General features: G+C 69.1%; 21 protein-coding genes. 11 read left to right on the top strand and 10 right to left on the bottom strand.

Annotated features, from left to right (window positions below; all coding sequences use genetic code 11):
• Positions 1-12: 12 nt before the first annotated feature.
• From vanH to ACWF62_RS03120, 5 genes are read left to right on the top strand one after another with little or no spacing between them, the layout of a single operon-like run.
• Complete coding sequence (vanH, locus tag ACWF62_RS03140; RefSeq protein ID WP_452629389.1) at positions 13-1065, top strand: D-lactate dehydrogenase VanH; 1053 nt, start codon at positions 13-15, stop codon at positions 1063-1065.
• Positions 1062-2102: a D-alanine--(R)-lactate ligase VanO gene (gene vanO, locus ACWF62_RS03135; protein ID WP_452629388.1), complete on the top strand. Its 1041-nt coding sequence runs from the start codon at positions 1062-1064 to the stop codon at positions 2100-2102. The genes vanH and vanO overlap by 4 nt, the downstream gene beginning before the upstream one ends.
• Positions 2099-2707: a D-Ala-D-Ala dipeptidase VanX gene (vanX, locus tag ACWF62_RS03130; RefSeq protein WP_452629387.1), complete on the top strand. Its 609-nt coding sequence runs from the start codon at positions 2099-2101 to the stop codon at positions 2705-2707. The genes vanO and vanX overlap by 4 nt, the downstream gene beginning before the upstream one ends.
• Positions 2708-2739: 32 nt before the next feature.
• A complete protein-coding gene (locus tag ACWF62_RS03125) occupies positions 2740-3348 on the top strand; it encodes a hypothetical protein (protein ID WP_452629386.1) in 609 nt (202 codons plus the stop codon).
• On the top strand, positions 3348-4499 hold the full coding sequence (locus ACWF62_RS03120) for a UDP-N-acetylglucosamine--N-acetylmuramyl-(pentapeptide) pyrophosphoryl-undecaprenol N-acetylglucosamine transferase (RefSeq protein WP_452629385.1): 1152 nt from the start codon (positions 3348-3350) through the stop codon (positions 4497-4499). The genes ACWF62_RS03125 and ACWF62_RS03120 overlap by 1 nt, the downstream gene beginning before the upstream one ends.
• Here the strand turns inward: ACWF62_RS03120 and vanS-O are convergent.
• From vanS-O to rpsF, 7 genes are all read right to left on the bottom strand, one after another.
• Positions 4432-5532, bottom strand: a complete 1101-nt coding sequence (gene vanS-O, locus ACWF62_RS03115; RefSeq protein WP_452629383.1) for a vancomycin resistance histidine kinase VanS-O — start codon at positions 5530-5532, stop codon at positions 4432-4434. The genes ACWF62_RS03120 and vanS-O overlap by 68 nt on opposite strands.
• Positions 5525-6211: a vancomycin resistance response regulator transcription factor VanR-O gene (gene vanR-O / locus ACWF62_RS03110; RefSeq protein WP_452629382.1), complete on the bottom strand. Its 687-nt coding sequence runs from the start codon at positions 6209-6211 to the stop codon at positions 5525-5527. Before vanR-O ends, vanS-O begins: the two co-directional genes overlap by 8 nt.
• A gap of 106 nt (positions 6212-6317) precedes the next feature.
• On the bottom strand, positions 6318-7706 hold the full coding sequence (dnaB, locus tag ACWF62_RS03105) for a replicative DNA helicase (RefSeq protein WP_378569796.1): 1389 nt from the start codon (positions 7704-7706) through the stop codon (positions 6318-6320).
• Between the two features lie 475 nt (positions 7707-8181).
• Complete coding sequence (gene rplI, locus ACWF62_RS03100) at positions 8182-8634, bottom strand: 50S ribosomal protein L9 (RefSeq protein ID WP_378508599.1); 453 nt, start codon at positions 8632-8634, stop codon at positions 8182-8184.
• A 17-nt stretch (positions 8635-8651) separates the two neighbouring features.
• A complete protein-coding gene (gene rpsR / locus ACWF62_RS03095) occupies positions 8652-8894 on the bottom strand; it encodes a 30S ribosomal protein S18 (protein WP_007537290.1) in 243 nt (80 codons plus the stop codon).
• Between the two features lie 50 nt (positions 8895-8944).
• Positions 8945-9460: a single-stranded DNA-binding protein gene (locus ACWF62_RS03090; RefSeq protein ID WP_378508600.1), complete on the bottom strand. Its 516-nt coding sequence runs from the start codon at positions 9458-9460 to the stop codon at positions 8945-8947.
• Between the two features lie 81 nt (positions 9461-9541).
• The gene (rpsF, locus tag ACWF62_RS03085) at positions 9542-9829 is read right to left on the bottom strand and encodes a 30S ribosomal protein S6 (protein WP_378508601.1); all 288 of its coding nucleotides are present in this window, start codon (positions 9827-9829) and stop codon (positions 9542-9544) included.
• A gap of 171 nt (positions 9830-10000) precedes the next feature.
• On the opposite strand from rpsF, the gene ACWF62_RS03080 reads away from it, so the two are divergent.
• A complete protein-coding gene (locus tag ACWF62_RS03080; RefSeq protein WP_452629381.1) occupies positions 10001-11362 on the top strand; it encodes a hypothetical protein in 1362 nt (453 codons plus the stop codon).
• Positions 11363-11364: 2 nt separating this feature from the next.
• On the opposite strand, the gene ACWF62_RS03075 is transcribed toward ACWF62_RS03080, so the two are convergent.
• The 3 genes from ACWF62_RS03075 to ACWF62_RS03065 form a co-directional block, all read right to left on the bottom strand.
• Positions 11365-12981 (bottom strand): glycosyltransferase family 87 protein, encoded by a 1617-nt coding sequence (locus tag ACWF62_RS03075; RefSeq protein WP_452629380.1) that lies wholly within the window; start codon positions 12979-12981, stop codon positions 11365-11367.
• A 17-nt stretch (positions 12982-12998) separates the two neighbouring features.
• Positions 12999-15194: a transglycosylase domain-containing protein gene (locus ACWF62_RS03070; RefSeq protein ID WP_452629466.1), complete on the bottom strand. Its 2196-nt coding sequence runs from the start codon at positions 15192-15194 to the stop codon at positions 12999-13001.
• Positions 15195-15807: 613 nt separating this feature from the next.
• A complete protein-coding gene (locus ACWF62_RS03065; RefSeq protein WP_378569793.1) occupies positions 15808-16227 on the bottom strand; it encodes a DUF5318 domain-containing protein in 420 nt (139 codons plus the stop codon).
• 147 nt (positions 16228-16374) lie between these two features.
• On the opposite strand from ACWF62_RS03065, the gene ACWF62_RS03060 reads away from it, so the two are divergent.
• The 5 genes from ACWF62_RS03060 (at position 16375) to ACWF62_RS03040 (ending at position 20651) form a co-directional block, all read left to right on the top strand.
• A complete protein-coding gene (locus ACWF62_RS03060; RefSeq protein WP_452629379.1) occupies positions 16375-17193 on the top strand; it encodes a DUF1707 SHOCT-like domain-containing protein in 819 nt (272 codons plus the stop codon).
• Between the two features lie 9 nt (positions 17194-17202).
• Positions 17203-18051, top strand: coding sequence for a DUF1707 SHOCT-like domain-containing protein (locus ACWF62_RS03055; RefSeq protein ID WP_452629377.1), 849 nt, complete (start codon positions 17203-17205; stop codon positions 18049-18051).
• A gap of 8 nt (positions 18052-18059) precedes the next feature.
• A complete protein-coding gene (locus tag ACWF62_RS03050; protein WP_452629376.1) occupies positions 18060-18857 on the top strand; it encodes a DUF1707 SHOCT-like domain-containing protein in 798 nt (265 codons plus the stop codon).
• 146 nt (positions 18858-19003) lie between these two features.
• Entirely contained in the window at positions 19004-19564 is a 561-nt protein-coding gene (locus ACWF62_RS03045) for a PadR family transcriptional regulator (RefSeq protein ID WP_378508608.1), read from the top strand.
• Entirely contained in the window at positions 19557-20651 is a 1095-nt protein-coding gene (locus tag ACWF62_RS03040) for an inositol-3-phosphate synthase (protein ID WP_378508609.1), read from the top strand. The genes ACWF62_RS03045 and ACWF62_RS03040 overlap by 8 nt, the downstream gene beginning before the upstream one ends.
• Positions 20652-20773: the final 122 nt, after the last annotated feature.

Here is a 20773-nt window from a genome sequence, read left to right as displayed (position 1 = left end):
TTGACTGTCGGCATGTCCTACAACGACCTGGGTTTGATCGACAGCGACGCGATCGCGGTGCGGTGCGCCCGAGGGCCCGACGATTCGTCACCCCCGGCGGTCCCGACCACCGGGGTCACCGTCTTCGGATGCGGTCACGACGAAGCCGTGGTGTTCCGCGAGATGGGAACCCGCCTCGGGCTTGCGCCAAGCATCACCGAGGAAGCGGTCGGTGAAGCCAATGCTGCACTGGCGCGGGGCAACCGATGCATCAGCGTGAGCCACAAGACGCAGATCGACCATGCCACGCTGCTGGCGCTGAGCCGAGTCGGCGTCGAGTACATCTCCACCAGAAGCGTCGGGTACAACCACATCGACGTGGAATTCGCGGCGAGCATCGGCATCTCGGTCGGCAACGTCGACTACTCGCCCGACAGCGTGGCCGACTACACACTGATGTTGATGCTGATGGCCGTGCGCCACGCGAAAACCATTGTCCGCCATGCAGATACGCATGATTACCGGTTGAATGACAGGCGCGGCAGGGAGCTGCGCGACCTGACCGTCGGGGTGATCGGAACGGGGCGCATCGGCACAGCGGTCATCGACCGGCTGCGGGGATTTGGCTGCCACGTGCTGGCGCATGACCGCAGGCCTCACGCCTCCGCCGACTACGTTCCGCTCGATGAACTGCTGGGGCAGAGCGACATTGTCACGCTCCACACTCCACTCACCGCGGACACACACCATCTCCTCGACCGCCAACGCATCGACCGGATGAAGTACGGCGCGTACCTCGTCAACACGGGTCGCGGACCGCTGCTCGATACCGAGGCCCTCCTCTCCGCGTTGGAGAGCGGCCGGTTGGGCGGCGCGGCGCTCGATGTCATCGAAGGCGAGGAAGGGATCTTCTACGCCGACTGCCGAAACACGGTGATGGAGAACAAGGCACTGGTGCGGCTGCAGCGCCTGCCGAATGTGCTGATCAGTCCGCATTCCGCCTACTACACGGACCACGCCTTGAACGACACCGTCGAAAACAGCCTCATTAACTGCCTCAACTTTGCACGTGGGAGAACAGCATGAACAGATTGAAGGTCGGGGTCATCTTCGGAGGGGCTTCCGAAGAACATCCCGTCTCCATCAAGTCGGCGCGAGAGGTGGCAAGAAATCTCGACACGGAGAAGTACGAACCGTTCTGGATCGGCATCTCGACCGACGGCGAGTGGAAGCTCTGCGACGGCCCCGATGCGGATTGGGAAAATCACGGCGCGGGTCCCGCCGTGCTGTCACCCGATCGAAGTGTGCACGGCCTGCTGGTCATGGAGCAGGGGCGCTACGAAACCGTGCGCCTCGACCTCGTCTTCCCGGTACTGCACGGCACGCTCGGCGAAGACGGCGCGATCCAAGGCCTGTTGGAGCTCGCCGGCATCCCCTACATCGGCTGCGACATCCAGGCCTCGGCCGTGTGCATGGACAAGGCCCTGGCCTACACCGTCGCCACCAGCGCGGGAATCGCCACGCCGACCTTTCGGGTTGTCGCGGCGAACGAGAAGGTCGACGCCGATCGACTTCGCTATCCGGTCTTCGTGAAGCCGGCCCGTTCGGGTTCATCGTTCGGCGTCAGCAAGGTCACCCGTGCGGATGAGCTGCCGAAGGCGCTGAGCGCGGCGCGACAGTACGACTCGAAGGTCCTGATCGAAGAAGCCGTGGCCGGCGGCGAGATCGGCTGCGCGGTCCTGGGTGAACGATTCGGCCTGATCACTGGGGAGGTGGACCGCGTCGACCTCTCGCACGGATTCTTCCGGATCCACCAGGAGGAATCGCCCGAAACCGGATCGGAGAACTCGACGTTCATTGTTCCCGCCGACATTTCCGACGAATCGCGCCTGCTCGTCCAAGAGACCGCCAAGGCCATCTACCGCACCCTGGGCTGCAAGGGACTTGCCCGCGTTGACATGTTCCTCGCCGACGACGGGCGGGTGGTCCTCAACGAGGTCAACACCATGCCCGGCTTGACGTCGTACAGCCGGTATCCGCGGATGATGGCCGCCGCGGGACTGCCGATCTCCGACATGATCGACCGGCTCATCTCGATGACAATGCGCGGGACGAAGCGATGAACGACGATTTCGTCTACGTCGACGCGCTCGTGCCCGGGGTCCGCTGGGATGCGAAGTACGCCACCTGGGACAATTTCACCGGCAAGCCGGTAGACGGCTACCTCGCGAATCGGATCGTCGGCACCCGGGCGCTGTGCGTTGCCCTCGCGCAGGTACGCGAGAAGGCGGCGTCCCTCGGCTTCGGATTGCTTCTCTGGGACGGTTATCGTCCTCGACGCGCCGTCGACAGCTTCCTACGCTGGTCGCAGCAGCCGGAGGATGGCCAGACGAAGCAGCGCCACTATCCCAATATCGCCCGACCCGAGATCCTCGAAAAGGGATACGTGGCAACCCAGTCGGGTCACAGTAGGGGCGGCGCCGTTGACCTGACGCTCTATCATCTCGCGACCGGTGACCTTGCGCCAATGGGTGGCGGCCACGACCTCATGGACCCGATCTCGGGTCATCGAGCGCGAGGAATCACGCCCATCGAGTCCAAGAATCGTGCGCTTCTTCGTTCCCTCATGGAGGACTGCGGATTTGATCGGTACGACTGCGAGTGGTGGCACTACACGCTAAAACGCGAACCCTACCCCGACGTCTACTTCGACTTTCCGATCACCTGATGGGTCTCCATTGTGTCTCGCAGTGGGGACATGTGGCGAACAACGACGAGGTCGTGATGCGGCGGACCGGCCCATCGGGGCTGGAGGTCTTCCTGCGACACACCGACCCATCGAAACTGCACGACTGGGCCTCCGACGGATATCGCTCGCGCGAGGAATACCTGTTCTGGTCCCGCAAGGTCTGCGGCTTGGCGTGCCTCCAGTCGCTGCTCCACGGCTGGACTGATGTCCGACTGTCGATAGGCGAACTCCTTGCGCTGGCCGTCGAGTGGGGCTGCTACGAGGTGGAGTCTTCGGGCAAGGTCCACGGCCTGCTCTACCGGCCATTCATGGCGTGGGTCAGCACCCAATTCGGATTCGACTGCCAACTGGTCGAGCACACCCCGATTCAGGTATCGGCCCGGGAGCTGCGGCCCGGCCAGGTCATGATCGCCTCGGTATCCCCCGAGATTCGCGATCCCGACACCCACGAGCCGCGACGAGGAGGCCACCTTGTGCTGATCTACGCCATCAATGATGGGGTGGTGCGGTTTCATAATCCGTCGGGCTACTCCCACAATTCAGACTCTGCGGCCCTGCCCCTGCAGGTATTCGAGCGGTTTCATGCCAACCGGGGAATCTTGCTCCGAGGGGCATCGTGATGTCGGCCGGCGAACCCGCCCCGCGCGTCGTCGTCGCTGGCGGCCATTCGGCCGGGCACATCGAGCCCGCGATGAATTTCGCCGACGCGCTGAACCTGCTGGAGCCCACGGCCGAGATCACCGCGCTCGGCACCGGCCGTGGCCTGGACACCACGCTCATCCCCGCCCGCGGCTATTCGCTCGAATTGATCCCGCCCGTGCCGCTGCCGCGCACGCTGAGCCGCGACCTGCTGCACACGCCGGGCAGACTGCGCGACTCCGTCCGGGCGACCGGGGCCATACTCGACCGCGTGCGGGCCGAGGTCGTGGTGGGCTTCGGGGGCTACGTGGCGCTGCCCGCGTATCTCGCCGCCCGCCGGCGGGGGATGCCGATCGTCGTCCACGAGGCGAACGCCCGGCCTGGGGTGGCGAACCGACTGGCGGCCCGGATGACGACCCACGTCTTCACCGCCGCGCCCCGTGTCCACCTGGCGCACGCCAGCGCGATCGGCATCCCGCTGCGGCCGGCGATCACCGGGCTCGACCGGGCCGCGCTGCGCGAGGCGGCCCGGCAACGGTTCGGCCTGCGCCCGGACGAGCCGGTCCTGCTGGTCACCGGCGGTTCGCAGGGAGCCAACACGATCAACGCCGCCGTGGCCGACGCGGCAACAGCGTTGCGGGCGGCCGGCGTGCAGGTGCTGCACATCACCGGGCCCCAGCGCATTGTCGAGCCGCCCGACGCCGACCCCGGCGACCCGGCCTACGTCGTCGTCCCGTACGTCGAGGAGATGCAGTACGCCTACGCCGCGGCCGACGTCGCGATCTGCCGCGCGGGGGCGATGACATGCGCCGAACTCGCCGCTGTCGGCTTACCTGCCGTCTATGTGCCGCTGCCGCTGCGCGGCGGTGAGCAGCGCTGGAACGCGGAGGCGGTCGTTGCTGCCGGCGGGGCGGTGATCGTCGACGATGCCGATCTCACCGCGGCATGGATCGAAACCACCCTGATCCCGCTGCTCGCCGATACCGAACGGAGAGCGACGATGTCGGCGCATGCGTTGGCAGCCGGCGCACCCGACGTGGGTTCGCGGCTGGCCCGGCACGTGCTTACGGTCGTCGCGGAGCGGCGGGCAGGCGCACCGCGACGGCGAGCCCGCCTGCGGCTCGGGGGCTGAGCGTGAGGGATCCGTCGTGTGCCTGGGTGATGCTCTTGACGATCGCCAGGCCAAGGCCCACCCTCGCCTCGTCCCCGCGGGTGCGAGCGGTGCCCCGCTGAAACGGCTCGGTGAGTGTCGAGACCAACTGTGGACTGAGCTTGTCGCCGGTGTTCTCGACCGTGAGCAGGACGGACTCGGGGCCGGCGGCGGTGCTGATCTGCACGCTGCCGTGCTCGGGGAGGTTGTGGACGATCGCATTGTGCAGCAGGTTCGTCGTCAACTGCAGCAGGAGTGCGTGTGAGCCGCTGACCGGCGCGATGTCCCCGGAGGTCTCGATGCTGACGCCGCGCTTCTCCGCGAACGGGAGGAGCGTCTCGGCGGCCTCTTCCGCGATGAGCGACAGGTCGACGTCTTCGCGGCTGAAGGACCGTTGGTCGGTGCGGCTGAGCAGGAGCAATGCCTCGGTGAGCTCGATCGCTCGGGTGTTGACCGCGCGGAGGCGTTCGTCGAGTTCGCCGCCGTCGCGGTTCGGATCGTTGCGGGCGACATCGAGAAGGGTTTGGGTGATCGCCAGCGGGGTGCGCAGCTCGTGGGAGGCGTTGGCGGCGAATCGCTGCTGCGCGGCGTCGCGTGCTTCGAGCTGCGCGAGCATGGCGTCGAAAGCATCGGCAAGCTCACGGAACTCGTCGTTGCGTCCCTCCAGTTCGATCCGGTATGACAGCGAGCCGCTCCCCGCCTCCCGCGCGGCGCGGGTGATGCGCGTCAACGGGGCAAGCATGCGGCCCGCGAGAATCCAACCACCGATAAGGCCGAACACCAGCAAGAACCCGAGCGCCAAGATCGCCGCCGGGACAAACACCACGGGGCCGAAGTTGCTCGGGTCGAAGACCCGGGCAAAGTCGGCCAGATCAGGGAATTGGAAGTTCGTGGACCGCCCTCTCAGCAGGAAGACCCACACCGCCGCAAGGAGCAAAACACCGGCGAGCATGAGGAACCCGGCATAGCTGAGCGTGAGCTTGAGGCGAACGCCCAACCCGGGTGCTCTAGCCACCGTCGCCTCTGGCGTCCGGTTCGGTATCGATGCGGTACCCGACCCCCGGCACCGTGGCGATCAGCCACGGTTCGCCGAGCCGCTTGCGCAACGTCGAGACCGTGATGCGCACCGCATTCGTGAACGGGTCGGCGTTCTCGTCCCACGCCCGCTCCAGCAGCTCCTCGGCGCTGATCACCCCGCCCTCGGCGGCGACGAGAACCTCGAGCACCGCGAACTGCTTCCGGGTCAGCGCGACGTACCGGCCGTCCCGGTAGACCTCGCGACGGAACGGGTCCAGCTGCAGACCAGCGATCTCCCGCACCGGCGGCCTGCTGTGCGCGCGCCTGCGGTCGAGTGCCCGGAGACGGAGCACGAGCTCTTGCAGCTCAAACGGCTTGGTGAGGTAGTCGTCGGCACCGAGCTCGAACCCGGAGGCCTTGTCGTCCAACCGGTCCGCGGCGGTGAGCATCAGGATGGGCATGCCGCCACCGGAAGCGACGATGCGCTGGGCGATCTCGTCACCGGACGGGCCGGGGATATCGCGGTCGAGGACGGCGATGTCGTAGGTGTTGACGCCCAACAGATCCAGGGCCGTGTCCCCATCACCGGCGATGTCGGCCGCGATCGCTTCCAGGCGCAGCCCATCACGGATCGCTTCCGCCATGAACCGCTCGTCCTCGACGACCAACACCCGCATGCTCGCCATGGTAGGCGGCCGCGCATATCGCCGGCGTATCAAAAATCGCCGTCGGGCCGGCACAGCGCCTTACCGCAGCGGCGGCGGCATCATCATCATCATCAAACTATCCCCGCGCCATGTCCACGAACCGCGAGTAGTGCAGCTGGTGCGCGACGGTGATGGTGGCGGTGGGGCCGCCGCGGTGCTTGCCGAGGATGATGTCGGCCTCTCCCCCGCGCGGGTCGTCGCGTTCGAACGCGTCGGGGCGGTGCAGCAGCATCACCATATCGGCGTCCTGCTCCAAAGATCCAGATTCGCGCAGATCAGAGACCTGCGGGCGCTTGTCGGTGCGCTGCTCGGGGCCACGGTTGAGCTGACAGATCGCGACGACGGGCACCTCGAGTTCCTTCGCGAGCAGCTTCAGCGACCGGGAGAACTCGGAGACCTCCTGCTGCCGGGACTCGACCTTCTTGCCGGACGTCATCAGCTGCAGGTAGTCGAGGACGACGAGCTTGATGTCGTGCTTCTGCTTGAGCCGCCGCGCCTTGGCCCGGATCTCCATCATCGTCAGGTTCGGCGAATCGTCGATGTACAGCGGGGCCTCGCTGATCTCGCTCATCCGCCGCGCCAGCCGGGTCCAGTCGTCGTCGGTCATCTTGCCCGAGCGCATGTCCGACAGCTTGATCTTCGCCTCCGCCGACAGCAGACGCATCACGATCTCGGTCTTGCTCATCTCCAGCGAGAACAGAACGCTGGCCATGCCGTGCTTCACGGAGCACGACCGCATGAAATCCATGCCAATGGTCGACTTACCCACACCGGGACGTGCCGCGACGATGATCATCTGCCCGGGGTGCAGGCCGTTGGTGATCTCGTCGAGCTCGGAGAAGCCGGTGGGCACGCCGAGGGAGATGCCGCCGCGGCTGGCGATGGAGTCGATCTCGTCCATCGTCGGCTGCAGCAGTTCCTCAAGGATCACGTAGTCCTCGGTGGTGCGCCGCTCGGTGACGTCGTACACCTCGGCCTGCGCGCGGTCGACGACCTCGGCGACGTCCTGCCCGTCGGAGCCGGCGTAGCCGTACTGCACGATGCGGGTGCCCGCCTCGACGAGGCGGCGCAGGATCGACTTCTCCGCGACGATCTCCGCGTAGTAGCCGGCGTTCGCGGCGGTGGGGACGGTCTGCGTCAGCGTCACCAGGTAGGGCGGACCGCCGACGCGCCGCAACTCCCCCTTGCGTTCGAGTTCCGCGGCGACGGTCACCGGGTCGGCGGGCTCGCCGCGCGAATACAGGTCCAGGATCGCGTCGTAGATGCTCTGGTGGGAGGGGCGGTAGAAGTCGCCGGGGCGGAGCACCTCGAGGACGTCGGCGATCGCGTCCTTGCTCAGCAGCATGCCGCCGAGCACCGACTGCTCGGCGGTCATGTCCTGCGGGGGCTGACGCCCGAAGTCCTCCCGGGGCGGCTCGTCCGGTTCCGGGTAGTCCGAGTGCCCACGATCGTCGACAACCGCCACGCGATAACCGTCCTTCCGCCTAACCACGGTCCGGCCGCGACGACGCGGCCGGACACCATACGACATGGATACGCGCCCGCACCGACATGGTTCGAAATTCCGCCCCGGAGTACCGTCCGGGGCCGCCTCGCGGACGCGCCCGCGACGACGTTAGGCACCCGGGTCGCCGGGAGCAACACGACTTGTGCACACACCTGTGGATGAATTGTGGAATCCCCAGCACCGGGTTGTTCACCACCTGTGGACAACCTGGGGGAAACGAATGTCACACCCACGAACTGTGCAGGTCAGACCGCTTTTCTTTGTTCACACAGCTGTGGATGGAAACTTGTTCGGCGTGTCGGTCCCGCGCACCCGCCGGGCGTGTTGCGCATTTCACTGCCGAATGCAACGTGACCTGGCGCACAGCGGGCCGGCACGGAACAGGGCCCCGCAGACCGAGTCTGCGGGGCCCTGCCGACGAACGTGTGTCGGACTAGCCGGCGACGACGTTCAGGTGGAACTTCGCGGTCACGTCCGGGTGCAGGTTGACCAGCACCAGGTGCTTGCCGACGGCCTTGATGTGGGCCTTGGGCAGCTCGACGATCCGCTTGTCGACCACGGGGCCGCCGGCGGCCTTGATGGCGCCTGCGACGTCGGCGGCGGTGACCGAACCGAACAGCTTGCCCGCGTCCGAGGTCTTCACCGAGAGCGAGATGCCCTCGACGCCCTCGATCGCGGCCTTGAGCTCCTTGGCGTGGTCCAGGCCGCGCACCGCGCGGGCCTCCTGCGCCCGACGGATGCCCTCAACCTGCTTCTCGGCGCCACGGGTGGCGACGATCGCCAGGCCGCGGGGCAGCAGGTAGTTGCGGCCGTAACCGTCCTTGACCTCCACGGTGTCGCCGGGCGCACCGAGGTTGTCCACGTCAGCGGTGAGGATCAGCTTCATGTCTTCCCTCCCTTTCCTTAGCGAGCCGTAGAGACGTAAGGAAGCAGGGCCACCTCACGCGAGTTCTTCACGGCAACCGCGACGTCCCGCTGATGCTGGACGCAGTTGCCGGTGACACGGCGCGCGCGGATCTTGCCGCGGTCGCTGACGTACTTACGCAGCAGCGTCGTGTCCTTGTAGTCGATCTGCACGTTCTTTTCCTTGCAGAAGGTGCAGACCTTCTTCTTCATCACCTTGTCGCGCAACGGCGGCTTCGGCATTGTCTTTCTCCGTGTTTCTCAATGTTCGTCGCGTCCGATCCCGGACGGGATCAGAACGGCGGTTCGTCGTTTCCACCGCCGCCGAAGGAGCCTGCCGACTGCGGGGCGCTGCCCCACGGGTCGTCGGTCGGACCGGCTGCCGGGCGTCCACCGCCCGCGCCGCCCGAGGCACCGAACCCGCCTCCCCCGCCGCCGCCTCCGCGATTGGCCTTGTTGACCTTCGCGGTGGCGTAACGGAGCGAGGGGCCGATCTCGTCGACCTCGAGTTCCACGACAGTGCGCTTCTCGCCCTCACGGGTCTCGTAGGACCGCTGCTTGAGCCGGCCCTGCACGATCACCCGCGAACCGCGAGTCAGCGACTCCGCGACGTTCTCCGCTGCCTCACGCCAGATGTTGCAGCGGAGGAACAGCGCTTCGCCGTCCTTCCACTCGTTGCTCTGGCGGTCGAACGTGCGGGGCGTGGACGCGACCGTGAAGTTCGCGACCGCGGCACCCGCGGGAGTGAAGCGGAGCTCGGGATCGGCCGTCAGGTTCCCGACGACGGTGATCACGGTGTCGCCTGCCATGTGGTTCCTCCTGCAGTGTGTGGAATCCAGATGCCCCGAGCCTAGGTCGTCGCTACGACAACTGGCCCGACGCGGACAGGATCACTTGTTGTGGCGCAGAACCTTGGTGCGCAGCACCGACTCGTTCAGGCCGAGCTGGCGATCCAGCTCGTTGACCGTGTCCGGGGTCGCCTTCAGGTCGATGACCGCGTAGATGCCTTCGCTGTGCTTGGCGATCTCGTAGGCGAGACGACGCTTGCCCCAGATGTCGACGTTGTCGACGGAGCCGCCGTCCTGGCGGACGACATTGAGGAACGTATCCAGCGACGGGGCGACAGTGCGCTCGTCCAGGCTGGGATCCAGGATGATCATCAGTTCGTAATGACGCATAAGACCTCATCACCTCCTATGGACTGTGAAACGGTCACGGACGTTCCGTGACAGGAGGGTCGTTGCGTCAGCAACCCATGCAGGCTACACGAGGCGCCCCTGACCTGCGAAATCGCGGTCGGTGCGAGGGGCTCCCCGGCCGGGGGCGTGGCGGCACCTACTGTGGGGCGCATGCGGACACCGGCGCGGGCCAGCACCACGACCACCGTCGCCGTGACCCTGCTGTGCGGGCTGACCCTGGCCCTGGCGTACCTGAACAAGGCCCGCTGCGCTGGCGAACCGTTCGACGCGCTCGGCCGCAGCCTGATCTTCGACCGAATCAAGGACTCGTCGGTCTGCTACTCCGACATCCAGTTCCTGTGGATCGGCCGCGACATCGACCACCACGTCTTCCCGTACCTGTCGGGCGGGATCACCGACAGCGGCGCCCTCACCGGAGGGACGGTGGAGTACCCGGTGCTCAGCGGGCTGCTGATGTGGCTGAGCGCCGTCGGCGCGCACACCGACGCCGCGTTCCTGCTGCACTCGGCGCTGATCCTGACGCCGTTCGGGTTGGCGACGGCGTGGATGCTCGGCAGGCTCGCTGGCTGGCCCACGCTGCTGTGGTCGGTGGGACCGCCGCTGGTGCTGTACGCCTTCCACAACTGGGAACTGCCGGTGGTCGCCGCGGCGACGGCGGCGGTCTTCGTGGTCGCCGCTGGCGACCGGATGTCGCTGCGGACCCGGGCCGTGCTGGCGGCGGTGCTGCTGGGGATCGGTTTCTGCCTGAAGATCTATCCGGGCGCGTTCGTGCTTCCGCTGATGGCGTACGTGTTCACCGGCGGCGCGGGCGGGCGGGAGCTGCCCGCCACGGCGCGCGGCCGGTACGACCCGGTCGGCGCGCTGGCGGTCGCGGGGGCGGCGACCGCAACGGTCGTCGCGATCAACCTGCCGTTCGCGGCGCTCGGCTGGCGCGGCTGGGTCGCCTCGTTCGCGTTCCAGTCGGATCGTCAGGCGGACATCACCACCAATTCGGTGTGGTACTGGGGGGTTCGGCACTGGTTCGGCCCGGACGAGGGTCCGGGCAGCGACTATGCGCGCGTCGTCGCCGCGGCGTCCCCGCTGCTGATCGTCGTCGCGTTCGCGCTCGCGGTGTGGATCGGTTGGCGCCGCTACCGCAGGGACGGCAGCTATCCCTGGCTCGCGGTCAGCGCCGCGATGCTGTGCGGATTCCTGTTGCTGCACAAGGTGCATTCCCCGCAGTACACGCTGTGGCTGATCCCGTTCTTCGTGCTGCTGCGGGTGCCGTGGACCCTGGTCGGCGCCTACCTCGTCGCGGACCTCTGCCTGGGGGTCGGGGTGTTCCGGTATTTCGCGGCCCTCGGGTCCGGGGCGGACGCCAGCACCGAGGAGGCGATCGTGCTGGCAGGCGTGTGGGGTCGGGCCGCGCTGCTCGTGGTGTTCTTCGTGCTGTTCCTGCGGTCCCGGCCACGCACCGCCGGTGCCGACGGGTGCAGCGACGGCGCCGCGGATCGGGCGCCGCGGCCCGGCTGAGGTCACTGCGGGACGGCCCGCGGCCCGGCCGCCGACCACGCCCGTGCCCCGGGCCGCGGCCGCAGCCACCGCGGCAACCATCCCGGCGGGGCGTCGGGGGCCCCGTCCAGCACCCCGCCGACCGGGTCGTCCACCCCCGCCCCGCGCACCAGGTCCTCGGCCGGCCGGTAGATCTGCCGAATCACCATGACGCACAGGGCGATCACCGCGATGTCGCGCACCACGACGGTCGCCGTGAACCACTGCTCCGGCAGCCCCTTGTTCCCGACACCGAGGTAGTAGTACATCCGCGGAACCCACACCAGTGCGTCGATCGCCATCCACGCCAACAGGATTCGGCGATGCGGAAGCGCAAGCACGGCCAGCGGCACCAGCCACAGCGAGTACTGCGGACTCCACACCTTGTTGGTCAGCAGGAACCCGGCAACGACCAGGAAGCACAACTGCGCGACCCGCGGCCTGCGCTGCGCGGTCAGCGCAATCCACCCCACCCCGACGCACACCGCAACGAACAGCAGCAGCGACACCGCGTTGAGGATCGTCGGGCTCTCCCCGCGGGCGAGGACCCCGTCGAAGCCCGCCCAGCCGGTGAACGAGGACACCACGTTGTACAGCGAATCGGGGTCGGCACCGCGTTCGGAGTTGAGCCGGAAGAACTCCCGCCAGCCGGCCGGGAAGGCAAGGGCGATCGGCAGATTCACCACCAGCCACGCGGCGGCGGCCGCGACCGTCGCCCGCCACCAATCCCGGACCCGGCCCGCCCGCAGGCACAGCACCAGCAGCGGGCCGAGCAGCATCAGCGGGTACAGCTTGGTTGCCCCGCCCAACCCGAGCAGCACCCCAGCCAGGACCGGCTTCCTGCGGGCCCAGGCGAGCAGGCCGGTGCCGGCGAAGGCGGTGGCGAGCGGGTCGAAGTTGGTGAACGCGTGCACCACGACCAGCGGTGACACCGCGACCAGCGCGGCGTCCCACACCCGCCTGCCCGCGAGCAGCACCGTCGACCACACCGTCACCAGCCACGCCACCGCAAGCCCGAATGCGACGACGTTGAAATAGAGCACCACCTGCAGGGCCCCGGGCAGCCACGGCGCGGCGTGCCACGCCTTCGCGACCGTCATCGACGCGTACTGGTACAGCCCGGCGAGCACCGGGTACTCCATGTACCGGGTCTGCACCGATCCGTCGGCGGCCGGTTCCTCCCACGACTTCTTGTACGGGAACGCGCCCTCGTCGAGGCGTTCGGCCCCGTACAGCGGCACCGTGTCCGAGTAGCACAGCGCCGTGTACTGGCGGCTGCCGCTCCAGTCCAGGCCGAGGGCGCCGTCCGGGCCGTTCGGTGCCTGCTGGAGGCAGGCGGCCTTCGTGGACCAGCCGAGCGCAAGGAAGATCACTGCCAGCAGCAGGATCACCCGCAGCGGGGTCCAGAACCGTTGCCGACCGACCAGCGCCCGCCGTCCCACCGGGCCGCCGAGCACCGATGACGCCTCCGCGGTCAGCCGGTCGGTGCGGCTGGGCAGGTCCCGGTCGGCGGACCGGCGGTCGTCCGCGAGCGCGGCCGGTGAGCCGACCGTCGCCCGGTCGCCGGATTCGGCTGTGCTGTCCCCTGTGTCCTCGGCCACCGGTGCGACGTTACCGACTACCAGCCCCGCCCCTGCGGCACGGCCTGCCCGTAGTCCAGCCCCGTCATCCCGCTGTCGTCCTCCTCACCGGTGGTCGGCTGCCCGGGAAGCGGGCCCTCCGTCGTCGGCGGTGCCTGGGTCGTCGGGGCTGGCCTGAGGCCGGGGATCGGGATCGTCACGCCGGGCAGGATCTCGACCGGGGTCTGCGTGACCTCCATCGGCGGAATGGTCAACTGCGGGGACGCCGTCGACGACGGGGGAGCGGCGGTGGTCTTCGGCGGGGTGTACGGCGCGGTGTACGCGGGCACACCGGCCTGGCCGGCGATCGGCTCCGGCTCCGGGAACTGCTCCACGTCGGTGCCCTCCAGCGCACCGTCCATGGTGTCCTTCCAGATGTCCGACGGGAGCCCCGAGCCGTACATCAGGCCGCCCCACGAATTCTGCAGCGGCAGGCCCTGTTCCGTGCCGACCCACACCGCGGTCGACAGCGACGGGGTGTAGCCGACCATCCAGGCGTCCTTGTTCTCCCCGGTGTCGCCGAGCTGCGCGGTTCCGGTCTTCGCGGCCGACGGGCGGCCACCGGCGAGGCCGTGGTTGCGCGAGTACGCGGCGATCGGCTCGAGCGCGGAGGTGATGTTGTCCGCGACGGCCGCGTCGAGGCGCGACTCCCCGGCGACGCTGGCGCCCCGGTCGAGGAGGACGGTGCCGTCGGCGGTGATGACCTTCTGGATGAAGTGCGGCGCCCGGTACACCCCGGACGCGGCGAGCGTCGCGTACGACGACGCCATGTCGATCACCCGGGACTGGTACTGGCCGAGCACGATGCCGTACTCGGACTTGCCGTTCGACTCCTGCAGCGTGGTGCCGGCGAGGCCGGGGATCTGCTCCGGGATGCCCGCCTTGTGGGCGATCGCGGCGATCTTCTCGGGACCGTTCTCGATCGACATCATCTGCCGGTAGAAGCTGGTGTTTAGCGAGCGCTTGGTCGCCTCGGCGATCGTGCACACGCCGCAGGACGCGCCCTCGGCGTTGTTGATCGTGACGCCGCCGAGGGTGAGCGGGCTGCTGTCGTACATCTTCGACAGCGGGATGCCCTCGTCGAGGGCGGCGGCGAGACCGAACACCTTGAACGATGAGCCGGTCTGCAGGCCCGCCTGCGCGAAGTCGTAGCCCGACCCCTCGGTGCCGCCGTAGTAGGCCTTGACGCCGCCGGTCTTCGGGTCGACGGAGACGACCGCGGTCCGGATGTTCGGGTCCTCACCCTCCATGTTGTCGGTGACCGCGGCGACCGCGGCCTGCTGCGCCTGGTCGTCGATGGTGGTGGTGATCTGCAGGCCCTCGGTGTTGAGAACCTGCTCGTTGATGCCGTTGGCCTCGAGTTCCTTGACGACCTGGTTGCGGATCAGTCCGGCCGGGCCGGTGCCGACGGCACCGGAGTCGACCTCGGACAGCGGGACCACGTACGGGTACGCCATCCCGGCCCGCTGGCCTGCGTCGAGGGTGTTCGCCCCGACCATCCCGTCGAGCACGTAGTTCCAGCGCGACTCGGCGCCGGTCGGGTTGGTGGACGGGTCGAGGCCGTACGGCTGCTGGATGGTCGCGGCCATGACCGCGCCCTCCTCGACCGTCAGCTGCTCGACCGGCTTGTCGAAGTACGCCTCCGACGCGGCCGCGATGCCGAACACGCCCCGACCGAACGGGATGGTGTTCAGGTAGGCGGCGAGGATGTCGTCCTTCGACCACTGCCGCGCCATCTTCGCGGAGATCACCAGCTCCTTGAACTTGCGGGTGTAGGAGTGCTCGGAGCCGACCATCGCGTTCTTCACGTACTGCTGGGTGATCGTCGAGCCGCCGCCTGCGCTGGGCTTGTTGAGCAGCTGGTCGCGGGCCGCGCGCGCGAACCCGCTGATCGAGAAGCCGGGGTTGGAGTAGAAGTCCCGGTCCTCCGCCGCGAGCACCGCGTTGCGCACGTGCACCGGGATCTCGTCGATCGCGACGTCGGTGCGGTTGCCCTCGGGCGGGACGATGGTGCTCAGCACGGTGCTGCCGTCGCTGGCGTAGATCGTCGCGACCTGATTGGTCTTCATGTCACCGGGGCGCGGGACGTCCTCGGCCATGTAGGCGACCATGAATGCCAGCAACGGCACGACCATGCCGATCGCGACGAGGCTGTAGAGGGTACGGCGGACGATCTTCCAGCGTTTCGACTTCATCTTCTTCGGTGGTTGGGGCGGTTGGCCGCCGGTGCCGCCCGAACCGCCGGAGCGACCGGTCGGGGGCGGTCCGGCGGGTGGACGGCCGCCGCCGCTGCCCGCCTGGGTGGGACGCGACGGGGTGGACGGACGGGGTTGGGCACCCGCCTTCGCGGCGGCGGTGGGACCGGCGTCGTTCTGGCCGGGGCGGGGCTGCGGCGTGGCGGGGCGCTGCTGCGGCACCGGGGGAGCACCATGCGGACCGCGCGGCGCGCCCTGCGGCGGCTGCTGGCGCGGCGCCCCCTGCGGCGGGTAGGGCCGGCCCGGCTGCCCCTGCGGCGGGTACGGCTGCCCCTGGCGTGGCTGCCCCTGCGGCGGCTGCTGCCCGCCCGGGTATCGCGGCGGCGGGCCCGACGGCGGACGCCCGTACCCCGGCGGCGGCTGGTTCGGCTGCGAGTACCCCGGCGGGCGGCCACCGGGCTGCGGGCCGGTGGGGCGCGGCGGGCCGGTGGGTCGACCGCCCTGCGGATCGTTGTAGGGGGAACTCACGTGGGGACTCTCCAGTACTGGCATGGACACGGCTGTGTCACTCGGGCTCAGCCGGTCAGGCTGCGGTCACGGTCGTCGGTGCGGCTCACTCACTCGCGGTGCGTCGGCTCGGGGTCCGGGTCGGTCGGGTCCGCTTCGGTGCGGGGATCGAGCCGAGAACGTACGACTGCACCAGGTGGTTCCAATTGCACGTGCGGCAGACCTCGACGACGTGGACGGAGAACTCCTCCTGCGTCGCCGCGAGCCGGACCAGTTCGTCGGCGGTCCGTGCCGACCCGGACATCGGGCCGAGCTTGTCGCCGAACACCCACGACACGAGGGTGAGCTGCTCCTTCCGGCAGATGGGGCAGGTCACCTCCGACGGTTGGCCGTGGAACTTCGCCGCGCGCAGCAGGTAGGGGTTCGCATCGCACACCTCGGTGACCCCGGTACGGCCGGAGAACACCTCGGCCAGCAGGGATCGCCGCTGGAGGGCGTAGTCCACCACCTGCCGCTGCAATCGCACGGTGACCAGAGTACGTGGGCGACCCCCTCCGGTCGCGGGTCATCCGGCCGATCATCCCGGCCCCCACCGCGGAAACGCAGGTGGGCGCGGTCCTCGGCGTGACCGTCCACACACATCGGCCGCGACCGGACCTCCTATGATTCCGGGGTGTCCCCGCTGCGCGATTCGACCCGGGCCAGGCACACCGACCGCACCAGCACCCGCGCGCTGCTCCGCACCGCCTACGACGACGGGCAGCTCGGGGCAGGCGAATTCCACGACCGTCTCGCGCTGGCCGCGGCCGCGGACACCCTCGGCGACCTCCGGTCCCTCACCACGGACCTGCAGCTGCCCGCTGCGGTCGCGTCCCGGCATCCGATCGGCCGACGCCGCCGCCTCGGTGCCGCCGCGGCGGTGGCGGGTGTCGCCCTGGTCGCCGGGGTCGCCACGCTGACCGTCGCGGTCCGCGGGTCCGGTGACGCGCCATCCGCACCGGCCGCCGCGGGTGCCGACACCGCGTCCGTCCGGCCGGTCACGGTCCCACCGGATCGCGCGACCCCGATCGACCCGTTCACCGAGGCGGGCATCGCCGCCGTGGTCGCCCGCTACCGCGCCCGATTCGGCGACACCCTGGCCACCTCGCTGGCGCTGTATCCCGACGCGGCCCGGGTGACCCGCCGGGCGGGCAACCCCGGGCGCGTCGATGTCCACGACGTGGCCGGCGACGTCCGGCCGGTGGGTACCGAACCGTCGCCGCCGCGGGCCGCGGTGGTGGACCTGACGCGGATCGACGCCGCCGGGGTTGCGCGGCTGATCGCCGCGGCTCCCGCGCTGGTCGGGGCGCCAGCGGGACGCGTCGGGCACGTCCTCGTCGCCGACTCGGGGCGGCCGACCGTCACCGTCTACGTCGGGGACGGCAACCAGGCCGTCGGCTACCTGGTCGCCGGCCTCGACGGCGGGAACGCCCTCGCTGTTCGGTCGAACTAGGATTCCGCCGTGGCCCGTCCCTATCCGCCGTCGACGCGCGCGACCGACGCCGACCGGGCGGCCGTGCTCGCGCTCCTCGACGCCGGCTACGCCGACGGCCAACTCGACGCCGCCGAGCATCGGATGCGGGCCGAACTGCTCACCGACGGCAGGACCCTGGGCGACCTCGACTCCCTGGTTGAGGATCTGCAGGACGCCGCCCCGCCGCGCCCGACCACCTCGCTGCCGCCGGCGGGCGCGACACCCGATCCCGCCGCCCGGCCCCGCCGCTTCCGCACGGCGGCCGCGGCGGCCGCGGTCGTCGCCGGGATCGCCGCGTTCTGGTTCGCCGGCCGCGGCGACGCACCCGCCCTGCCTGCCGCACCGGGTGCGACCGCGGTCGACCTTGCTGCGCTGCCGCCCCGAGTGATCGCGACGCCGGACCTCAGGACCGCGGCGGGTTTCGCCCAGTTCGTCGACGACTACCGCGCCGCGTTCGGGGACACCGTGGTCGACGAGCTCACCCTGTTCGAGCAGCACGGCAGCGTCACCCTGGCACTGCCCCGGGAACCGAACCGGGTGCTCAGCTACAGCTATCGGTACGGCTTCGAGCCGGACCGCGATCCCTCGACCCGCGGGGTGGACACGCCGACCGTGGACCTGGCCGACGTCGACCGGGCCGGACTCGACCGGATCCTGGCCGAGGCGCCGATCCTGCTGAATGTGCCCGGCGGCACGATCAGCCACCTCTCCGTCGAGCCCGATGCCGATGCCGGACCGCTCATCAGCGTCTATGTCGGCAACGAGTTCGACGAGAGCGGGCACCTCACCGCGACGCTCGCGGGCGAGGTGCATCGCGCCTACCCCTTCGGACAGTAGGAGCACCAATGACCTCGACCGGGATCCGGGCGCGGGACGTGGACCGCGTGGAGGCGTGCGGGCTGCTCGACGCCGCGCACGCCGAGGGTCAGCTGACCGACACCGAACACGCCACCCGCACCGACCGGGCGATGCGGTCCGTCACGTTCGACCAACTCGCGAGGCTGGTCGGCGACCTGCAGATTCCGGTGCGCTACGCCGGGTCGGCGGTGGTCCGGCCGGACCGTCGGCCGCGGGAGCCGCGGCCCGGTGGCCCGCGGCGGTGGGCGGGCGCGGCCGGCCTGGTCGCGGCAGCGGCAGGGGTGGGTGCGCTTGCCGGATCCTGCGCTGGCGGGATCGTGTCGTCCGCACCCGACGTCCCGAACCTCACCACCGGCGCCGGGATCCAGCGGTTCATCGAGGACTATCGGGCGCACTTCGGGGACACGCTCGCCGACGAGGTGCTGCTCTTCCCGGAGCGCGGCGCGGTCGACCGGCGGTCGGACACCGATCCGGGCAGGTATGTGGGCCACAGCTACGACGGCGAATTCGATACGTGGGGAGTCGATTCCGACCGACCACGCGACACCCGGACGCTCGACCTCGGCGGTGTCGACGTCGCCGCGATCGCGCGGCTGGTGGCCGGTGCACCGGAGACGCTGCGCCTGCCGGACGGCGAGGTCAGCCAGGTGCGGTTCCAGTTCGGCACGAACGACCGGGTCGCCGAACCCGTGGTCGCCATCTATGTGACCGATGCGGTCGAGTACTCGACCTTCATGACCGTCGGGTTCGACGGCGAGATCCTCCGGGTGTACCCGCCCGATTGACGTCCCCCGGCCACCCGGATCGGCGGGTATCCGCTACGGCGTGTCGCAGACACCAGCGCCGGTTCCCGCGATCGTTTATATCGCTGCGATATAGTTGGTTGTCGCATCACGCGATTAGGTTCGGACGACCGGGGAGGTGGACACGAATGCTCGAGCTGGCAATTCTCGGGCTGCTCCTCGAGTCACCCATGCATGGCTACGAGCTGCGCAAGCGGCTGACCGGCCTGCTCGGCGCCTTTCGCGCCTTCTCCTACGGATCGCTCTACCCGACGCTGCGCCGCATGCAGGCCGACGGGTTGATCGCCGAGGACGCCGGTCCGGACGGGGCGGTCAAGCGCCGCGCCCGCCGCGTCTACCAGCTGACCGACACGGGCAGGCAGCGGTTCACCGAACTGGTGGCCGACACCGGCCCGCAGAACTACACCGACGACGGCTTCGGGGTGCACCTCGCATTCTTCAGCCGCACCCCTGCGGAGGCGAGGATGCGGATCCTCGAGGGGCGCCGTCGTCAGGTCGAGGAGCGCCGCGAGGGGCTCCGCGACGCGATCGGGCGAGCCAGCGGATCACTCGACCGCTACACCCGCCAGCTTCATCAGCTCGGACTCGAGACGAGCGAGCGAGAGGTGCGGTGGCTCAACGAGTTGATCGCGGCCGAGCAAACACCAACAGCGTTACCCAAGAAAGAAGGAGAACCCGACCATGGGTGAGAACAGCACCGCGGTGCGCGTGGCCATTGTGGGCGTGGGGAACTGTGCCTCGTCCCTGGTCCAGGGCGTCCAGTACTACAAGGATGCGGACGAGAGCTCGACCGTCCCCGGCCTGATGCACGTGAAGTTCGGGCAGTACCACGTGCGGGACGTGCAGTTCGTTGCCGCGTTCGACGTCGACGCCAAGAAGGTCGGGTTCGACCTGTCCGAGGCGATCCTCGCCAGCGAGAACAACACCATCAAGATCGCGGACGTCCCGCCGCTCGACGTCCCCGTCCAGCGCGGCCCGACCCTCGACGGCATCGGCAAGTACTACTCGCAGACCATCGAGGTCTCCGACGCCGAGCCGGTCGACGTGGTCGCCGCGCTCAAGGCCGCGAAGGTCGACGTCCTCGTCTCCTACCTGCCGGTGGGCTCCGAGGAGGCCGACAAGTTCTACGCGCAGTGCGCGATCGACGCCGGCGTCGCGTTCGTCAACGCGCTGCCCGTCTTCATCGCCTCCGACCCGGAGTGGGCCGCGAAGTTCAAGGACGCCGGCGTCCCGATCGTCGGCGACGACATCAAGTCGCAGGTCGGCGCCACCATCACCCACCGCGTGATGGCGAAGCTGTTCGAGGATCGCGGTGTCGTGCTGGACCGCACCTACCAGCTCAACGTCGGCGGCAACATGGACTTCAAGAACATGCTCGAGCGTGAGCGCCTCGAGTCGAAGAAGGTGTCGAAGACCCAGGCCGTCACCTCCAACCTGAACGGCCCGCTGTCCGGCAAGGTGCACGACCGCAACGTGCACATCGGCCCGTCGGACTACGTGGAGTGGCTCGACGACCGCAAGTGGGCGTACGTCCGCCTCGAGGGTCGCGCGTTCGGTGACGCCCCGCTGAACCTTGAGTACAAGCTCGAGGTGTGGGATTCGCCGAACTCGGCGGGCATCATCATCGACGCCGTCCGCGCCGCAAAGATCGCCAAGGACCGCGGCATCGGCGGACCGGTCTACCCCGCCTCCGCCTACCTGATGAAGTCGCCGCCGATCCAGATGGCCGACGACAAGGCTCGTGCCGACCTCGAGGCCTTCATCATCGAGGCCTGATCGAAACAGCACTGCAGCACCGACTGTGGCGGTGCGGGGGGTGTCGCCGTCCGCCCCCGCTACACACCTCACTTCATCCCCCCCGCCCCCCCCCTCCCCACAAAATACCCCCCCGACCTACC

The organism is Rhodococcus sp. NPDC054953, from assembly GCF_053609225.1.
Note: the sequence above shows the minus strand (reverse complement) of the source record. Positions and strands in the feature narration are given on the sequence as shown.